Origin of the sequence: Acinetobacter lactucae, from assembly GCF_001605885.1 — a bacterium.
GTDB classification, from domain to species: domain Bacteria; phylum Pseudomonadota; class Gammaproteobacteria; order Pseudomonadales; family Moraxellaceae; genus Acinetobacter; species Acinetobacter lactucae.
The window spans coordinates 1-7156 of record NZ_LRPE01000028.1; the positions used below are offsets into that span (position 1 = coordinate 1).

The window sequence follows — 7156 nt, forward strand, 5'->3', positions numbered from 1 at the left end:
GTATTTGATTTAAATATTTCTTTAAGAGAAATTGTAAGAGTTAAAAAAAATAATTTAATAGTTGGAAGTGGTTATAATTTACAGGAGAATGATCTTATAACAATCAATGACTTACTTAAAAATATGATATTTAAGTCAAGTAACACGAGTGCTGAAGTATTAAAGGAACTAATTGAAGAAAAAACAAATATACCATATGAGGAACATGCAAAAAAAATAATAAATAAATTAGGGATGACACTTACAAATATTGTAAATTCGCATGGCTTATATGAAAGAAAACAATATACAACTGTGGATGACTTATTAAAATTAGTTATTAAAATGTTAGAAAATAAAAAAATAGAATCTTTTTTATTTTATAGTCACCAAAGTATCATTGTTCAGAGAAATAAAAATTATATCAATTTTGATTTTGATTCTAATGAAAAAATTTTTATTAAAACAGGGACACTTTTTCCAAATGTTTTTAATAGTTTACAGATAGTAAAAATACGCAATAATTATCTTATTGCTTGTCTAGGGTATTCAAAAAATGATCAGAGTAGATTGATTGATCAAGAAATGATTAATGATTTAATTGGAGTAATATAATGTCTGTATTTGGAATTTTAAAACCAGCAAAAAATTTAACTGATGTAGAGGAAATCTTCATCATTGTTGCTCAAAGTCGTGGGCATGAAGCTTATGTTTTTACAGCAAAAGATGTATGTTTTGAAACTGAAAAGGTGTTAGGCAAGACTATATTAAATGGGAAAGTTTTAGAAAAAGAATTTAACTTTCCTAATGTAATTCAAAATAGACTCGCTGTTAAGGCTGAAGATAAGGAAATATATTTAAAATTAGCAGAAAGAATTCCTTTTACATCAAATAGAATTGGGACAAAAAAGAATGTTGATCTAAAACTTCAGAAAATTGAAGATATTAACGAATTTTTGATAAGTGTTGAGGACTGTAAAGAATTTGAGGATCTTTTGGATGCAATTCAAAAATATAAAAAAGTTATACTAAAGCCCTTATCAAGTAATCAGGGGAAAGGAATTTTTTCCGTCGAGTTTTTAGATAAAAAATATATAGTAAAACAGTTAGATAGAAAAAATGAGCTTAATAAAAATGAATTGAGAAGTTTTTTTGATAAAGAAATTAAGAATAAAGGCTATTCTCTAAGCAGATATTTCAACAGTTCTACAAATAATGCACTAAACACAGTCTTCCGGATGCAAATTAGTAGGGGGGCTGGTGGTAAGTGGAAATTNNAAAAATATTGATATTACGAATGGTATGCAAGGAGCATTAATCACAACACGTGAAAAATTATTTTTAGAGCAATATTATCCAAACTCATTTGAAAAAATTAATAAAAGTATAAAGAAAATTTTCGAAAAATTTCCACTCGCTTTTCAAAAGCAATATGCATGGCGCTTAGATTCATTAGGTTTAGATTTAGGTATCGATCAAGAAGGGAATATTGCTATATTTGAAGTTAATGCAGGGCCAGGAATTGGATTTATGGCTTATCCAGTAGCAAAAGCTCAGGTTGATTATTACGAATGGTTGCAAGAAAATGCAAAACCACCTTTCAAGAATAACTTTTTACCTATAAATCTAAGATAAGAGAATTATAATGTTAAAAGAAAAGGGTATATATATGCTTTATCCTGCAATTAAGCAGGAAAAAAATGGTCTATTAATTGCACTAATTAAAAGAGCAGATTTATTTAGTAGAAATGGAATTAAAGTAAATATATGTACTCTTTCTTATAATCCTATGGTTAATCTTCTATATAAGGATTTGTATACAAGCAAATTGTTAGATTCAGATGTAAGTAAAAATATTAATTTTTTCAATTTATATTCTTACTATCAAAAAAGCGAATTTTCAATTGATTTTAATCCAGAAGATAGTAGTAAAATTACCATCGAAGAAAAAAATATTGAAAGTGATAGTTTAGGGAATATTAAAGTCTTTGATGATAGAAATAAACTCTGCAAATATTATGTTAAAAATAAGCAAGGTCTTTTGAGTCATATAAATATTTTTGAATCTGGCAAAATAGTTAAAAGATTAAAATTTAATGAAAAAGGGATTTTAAGCTCATCACAAGTTTTAGATAGTAATAGATTAATTGTAGCAGAAGATTTTTATGATATTAATAATCATCTTGTTCTTTCACGAAATTATAATAAGGAAGGTAAGGTTATTAGCCTATATCTGTATGAAGTAGGTGGCATAATTTCACGAAAATTTAGTTCAGAAATTGAACTGTTTGAATATACTTTATCTAAAATTAATAAAAATGAGCATAAGGTTTATATTATTGATAGAGCTATAGTTTTTGCAAAAAATATACTGTTGAATAAAAAAGAGAACTCTACTGTTATTGGCATTATTCATGCCGCACATTATTCAAAAGCTAGAGAAAAAGATTCAAAAGCTAATGCTCATTACAAAAGTTATATTGAGAACTTAGATAAAATAGATCAACTCATATTCTTAACAGAGAAACAAAAAAATGATTTTAGTGAGAGATTTGGTTTTTACTCGAACTATAGGGTTATACCACATTTTTATAAAAATACAACATTTGAAAATAGCTCAAATTCTCGAAAAAAATATCAGTGTGTCTGCTTAGCAAGGTTCGATAAAGTAAAACGATTAGATCTACTTATAGAATTATTTGCTAAAATTCATAAAAAAATTCCTGAAGCAACCCTAGATATTTATGGTTTTGGATCTGAAAAAGAAAACTTAATAAAAATTATAGAAAATAATAATTTGCTAGGCATAGTACGCCTACGTGATTTTGTTTCCGATGTAAATTCCGTACTCCAAAATGCAGATCTAATGTTATTTACTAGCGGATCTGAAGGATTCTGTATGGCTATATTGGATTCTTTAAAAAATGGTTGTCCAGTAATTTCTTTTGATATTGATTATGGTCCGAGTGAAATGATTATTGATGGCTATAATGGCTATTTGATTGAAGATAATGATACAGAAAGATTTATTAATACTACTGTTGAATTATTGAACAATAGAGAAAAAATAAGTTTATTCCATAAAAACTGTGCTAGATCTGTATGGAGATTCAATGATGAAAATAATTTTAAGTTATGGAAAAATATTATCTTTAAATAATATCTTAAAGATTATTTTCTTTTTTTTGGTCTCATTAATGAGCTTGGTTTGTTTGGCAGCGGACAAAAAAAATATGACGATCAATGAAGAAAAAAAATATTATAAATCTGGAAAAATTAGAGTGATATATAGTCTGAATGAGATAGAGCAGACCGATATCAATAAAAATAATATTCCAGATTATGTCGAAAATATCGCAATTCAAGCTAATGCAACTATAGATGCATTGGACTATTTAGGTTTTGTAAATCCTCTTAATAGCCCTCGATATAAGTCTAAAGTAAATTATATTGACATTCACGTGGTTAGTATAAGTTATAATGGTATTGCTTACGATAAGCCTTACCTAGCTAGTTTTGATGGGGGGAAAAAAGACAAAGCATTATTGATCAAATTAAATAGTAAATTAAAAGACTTTCCAGGAAATTACTGGACCGTTGTTGCTCATGAGATATTTCATCTTTATCAATACGGGTATAGTCCATTAAAACCAAGTTGGTATCTTGAAGGTATGGCAAATTGGTCGGAAAGGTTATTAAGAAAAGATGATATTGATAGAAAGGGTAGAGTTCTTTTACCAATTAGTGCTAGCAGTTTACAAAATAATATTTATCAAATACCTTATAATAAGCTGTGGTATAGGTTAGCTTTTTTGTCTAATAAAATGAATGATAGTCAATTAAATTTGCCAGACAGTATAATAAAACGTAAATATATTGATGGTACTTTGGTTTTTAAAGATAACTCGTTCTCTGGTTATATATTTATGAGGAGTTTTTTATCAAATTTATCATTGGTAGCAAATGATAAAAAACTTTTACTTCCTTTAAATAAGTATAATAACTTTTATAATTCTGCAATAATAATTGAATGTCTTAAAAAAACAATAATTGAATCTAGCATAAAATTAAATTCCGATGAGAAAGAGTTTTTAAATTTATAATTTTTGATGAAATGTTAAAAATTTAATTAATGGATTACATGTATTTAAAACATACTTTTAAAACACTTTCTAAGATGTTTGTAGTGTTATTGTATGTAAAATAAGGATATTTTTTAGTCAGGGATAAAATGTTTTGAATTTAATTAATTTTTAATTGTTAGTAATTAGTCCTCATGTGAATATAATCTTGAGGATGTTTATTAGATAGTTATCCTCGTATTTCAGGTTTAAGTGATATTCACTAAGTCCACAGCCTCGTAGGGTGTGGACTCTTCTTAGTTAATTAAGAGTTTGAAATTGTATTAAATTCTCTTATTTTAACTTGAGATTGTAAGTTAAATTTTACTTAAACTTTTTAAAAATATATCTATTATTGATAATCCTAATTCTATAAATTTTAATTTAAGATGGATTTTATAAAAATGGATGTTTATGTATTTAACATGAGGATTAAAATTAGTGAAGAATTTAATTCTAACTCAAATCGTATTTTCATTAACAGTAATCTTAGCTGGATGTGTGAATCAGCCGTATGGTCATCAATCTGTTTATTCACCTGCTTCCATTAATACAATTGCTAGTCATAAATTGTACTTAATAGCGGAAAAATCAGGCCATCCTAGCTTAGGTACGGGTGAGGTCACAGCAGATAAAGCTACTCAATATGCAAATAATCATAAGAAGACAGTGATTTGTGATAAACATCATTACTATGCTGCGAGTAATGTTAATAGCGATGTGAAACAGACAAAGATTACTTTAGTAAGTGGCGAGGAGATTAATGTCTCTAAATCGTGTTGGGTAGAGGATGCCAACCGAGAAAATTCAATTTATGTTTCTAAATCATCTGTTAGTCATGGTTTTTGATAATTAAGTACATAGTGGAGATTAAGCCTTAGTAGTTTGGTCTCCTTATAATTTATTTAAATGATTTCAAGAAAATTCTCTTTTAAAAATTAATTATTTAAATTAAAGCAATTAATTGAAGTGATACCCTGAAAATAATTTTTATATAATTCTATATTGAGATCTATCAAATTATTTCTTTCAATTTCTATTAAATAGACCTTGTTACTATTTACTTCCTTTTGGCTTAAAATATACTCTATTATCGTACCCATTTCTATTTTTTTATCTAAATTTAATTTTACTATAAAAACGAAAAACCCTATTTCTTTCATTTTTTCTGCATAGAAAGTAGCATAAGTTCTTGTATTTTTTATTAAACCTGTATCAAAAATAATAATTGTTGGAAAAGGTCCAATTCCTTTAGGAATATAAATCTCAGCTGTTGCTGAATCTATTGAGGAATTCCAGAAAATATCATTCATATCAGGGGTTTATCTTGTTTTAAAATAAATAAATTTTCATAATAATGCTTGAAAACATTAAACTATTTTATTAAAAAATGAAATTTATAAATCTTAAATAGTTAAATTGTTAAGCTAAAATTTGAAATACATTAATATTATCAAGATTTTCTTGAAAGTTAATTTAATTTATTTCGTGGAAAACAACTTTACGTTGTAAATATAATATAATCAATAGTAAATGCACATAAATTATATTTTTATATAAAATATTTTTTATAACCAATTGAAAGTAAATCGTTTTTGGACTTATAAAATTAATTAATCCTAGTTAATCGAGAAGAGTAATGATAATAAAAGATACTTTTAAAGGTATATGGTAAAAGCAACTGAATATAGAGCTACTATGAATCATATAGATTGAATTTTAAGCACAATAATATTCTAAATATATGTATATATATCAATATCTTATTGATTGATGTTTAATGTTCAATATTTCTATCATTCATATTCTATAAAGGATTAACCCTTATTAATAAAATGTATTTCATTACTATTCCCTTTTATATTATTCCATATGTATTTAATAGGTTTGAAATTTAAATAATTACAATAAATTACTCTTTGTGGCATTGTTTAAAATTCTTTGAATTACAGTTCTTGTAACTGAAAACTCTTTAGCGAGTGAATATACGCTATAGCCTTTTTTGAACAATTCAATCACTCTATTTTTTTGTTCATTATTTAATATTTCCGGTCTACCAACCTTTCTTGTTGGTTTGTGATCTTTGAACTTCTTATTGTCAGACTTGAACAACTTCTCAAATTCAGCTGATAATTTTAGAAAATGAAGGAAGAAAATTTTCAAGTCACCGTTAATTTCATTCTTAGAGTAATCCAAGCATATTAGTCGGATTTTTTTTTGATCGATTTTATCAACTATACCTAAAATTTCTTCAAAACTATTACCCAAGCAATCCATGCTTTTTATCACTAAAATATCACCTTCTTCTAATGAATAACTTATTAAGTTAAGAAATTTATCTCTATAAATAATAGATTTATCAACAGATACTTCTTCTACTACTAATCTATTCTTTTGAATTTTATAACCATATTCACTAAAAAAAGAGATATATCTAGAAAATTCAAATTGCAAATTAGGCTCTATTCTAACATAGGCATATGTACGCATATTAAAAACACCAAAATTAAACAAAAACAAAACAAATCTTAGCATCTTATTTTTTTAAAAAAAACATGAACTAAATCACAAAAGTGTACTATACAGTGTTTAAAACATATTAATTAAATACACAATTGAAGCTTCACTGTTCATCAGTTTTTTGATCGTTATTATTATATTGGTTGATAATTTTATTGTTTTTTTAGGGGTATTTTTTTTCATGTTTAATTACCTTGTTGCTAAGTCTTTCTAAATTTAATATTAATCTAATATTAAAATCTAGTTTTATTTTTTTACTGGAGTAATTTGAATATACATAACGTAACAAAATAGAGTTTATATAATCGGGTAATTTTGGGTGTTTTATGTATGTGTTTGATATGTGTGCGTTTTTTTATTGTTTTTGTTTTGTTTTTAATTATATGTTTAAATTTATTAAAAATAAAAAACATAGTTTTAAAACACCTTTGTAGAATGGTTTATGAAAATTTATAATTTGAAATTTTCTATTAATATTTTAAATGGATATGATTTTGATTTTTTAATATTTGGCTATATTTATAATGTTCTTATAT

The 7156-nt window shown here is 25.5% G+C and carries 8 protein-coding genes; 6 read left to right on the forward strand and 2 right to left on the reverse strand.

What is annotated here, in order from left to right; translation table 11 throughout:
* The 6 genes from AWW73_RS11355 to AWW73_RS11375 form a co-directional block, all read left to right on the forward strand.
* The coding region (locus AWW73_RS11355) for a serine hydrolase (RefSeq protein WP_062849693.1) at positions 1 to 594 on the forward strand (594 nt) is incomplete at its 5' end.
* A partial coding sequence (locus tag AWW73_RS19210) for a YheC/YheD family protein (protein WP_338107772.1) occupies positions 594 to 1255 on the forward strand: 662 nt, incomplete at its 3' end. The genes AWW73_RS11355 and AWW73_RS19210, both read left to right, overlap by 1 nt.
* A 26-nt stretch (positions 1256 to 1281) precedes the next feature.
* On the forward strand, positions 1282 to 1614 hold the full coding sequence (locus tag AWW73_RS19290; protein WP_338107773.1) for a YheC/YheD family protein: 333 nt from the start codon (positions 1282 to 1284) through the stop codon (positions 1612 to 1614).
* A 10-nt stretch (positions 1615 to 1624) separates the two neighbouring features.
* Complete coding sequence (locus AWW73_RS11365) at positions 1625 to 3139, forward strand: glycosyltransferase (RefSeq protein WP_062849694.1); 1515 nt, start codon at positions 1625 to 1627, stop codon at positions 3137 to 3139.
* Positions 3093 to 4082: a hypothetical protein gene (locus AWW73_RS11370; protein ID WP_062849695.1), complete on the forward strand. Its 990-nt coding sequence runs from the start codon at positions 3093 to 3095 to the stop codon at positions 4080 to 4082. The genes AWW73_RS11365 and AWW73_RS11370 overlap by 47 nt, the downstream gene beginning before the upstream one ends.
* Positions 4083 to 4541: 459 nt before the next feature.
* Positions 4542 to 4949 (forward strand): hypothetical protein, encoded by a 408-nt coding sequence (locus AWW73_RS11375; RefSeq protein ID WP_062849696.1) that lies wholly within the window; start codon positions 4542 to 4544, stop codon positions 4947 to 4949.
* 89 nt (positions 4950 to 5038) lie between these two features.
* Here the strand turns inward: AWW73_RS11375 and AWW73_RS11380 are convergent, their stop codons facing one another.
* Both AWW73_RS11380 and AWW73_RS11385 read right to left on the reverse strand, forming a co-directional pair.
* Positions 5039 to 5413, reverse strand: coding sequence for a hypothetical protein (locus AWW73_RS11380; protein ID WP_062849697.1), 375 nt, complete (start codon positions 5411 to 5413; stop codon positions 5039 to 5041).
* Between the two features lie 589 nt (positions 5414 to 6002).
* Complete coding sequence (locus tag AWW73_RS11385) at positions 6003 to 6590, reverse strand: recombinase family protein (RefSeq protein WP_062849698.1); 588 nt, start codon at positions 6588 to 6590, stop codon at positions 6003 to 6005.
* Positions 6591 to 7156: the final 566 nt, after the last annotated feature.

Coding starts and splice junctions, on each gene's coding strand:
- AWW73_RS19290 (WP_338107773.1), top strand. CDS start 1,282: ATGCAAGGAGCATTAATCACAACACGTGAAAAATTATTTTTAGAGCAA.
- AWW73_RS11385 (WP_062849698.1), bottom strand. CDS start 6,590: ATGCGTACATATGCCTATGTTAGAATAGAGCCTAATTTGCAATTTGAA.
- AWW73_RS11380 (WP_062849697.1), bottom strand. CDS start 5,413: ATGAATGATATTTTCTGGAATTCCTCAATAGATTCAGCAACAGCTGAG.
- AWW73_RS11370 (WP_062849695.1), top strand. CDS start 3,093: ATGATGAAAATAATTTTAAGTTATGGAAAAATATTATCTTTAAATAAT.
- AWW73_RS11365 (WP_062849694.1), top strand. CDS start 1,625: ATGTTAAAAGAAAAGGGTATATATATGCTTTATCCTGCAATTAAGCAG.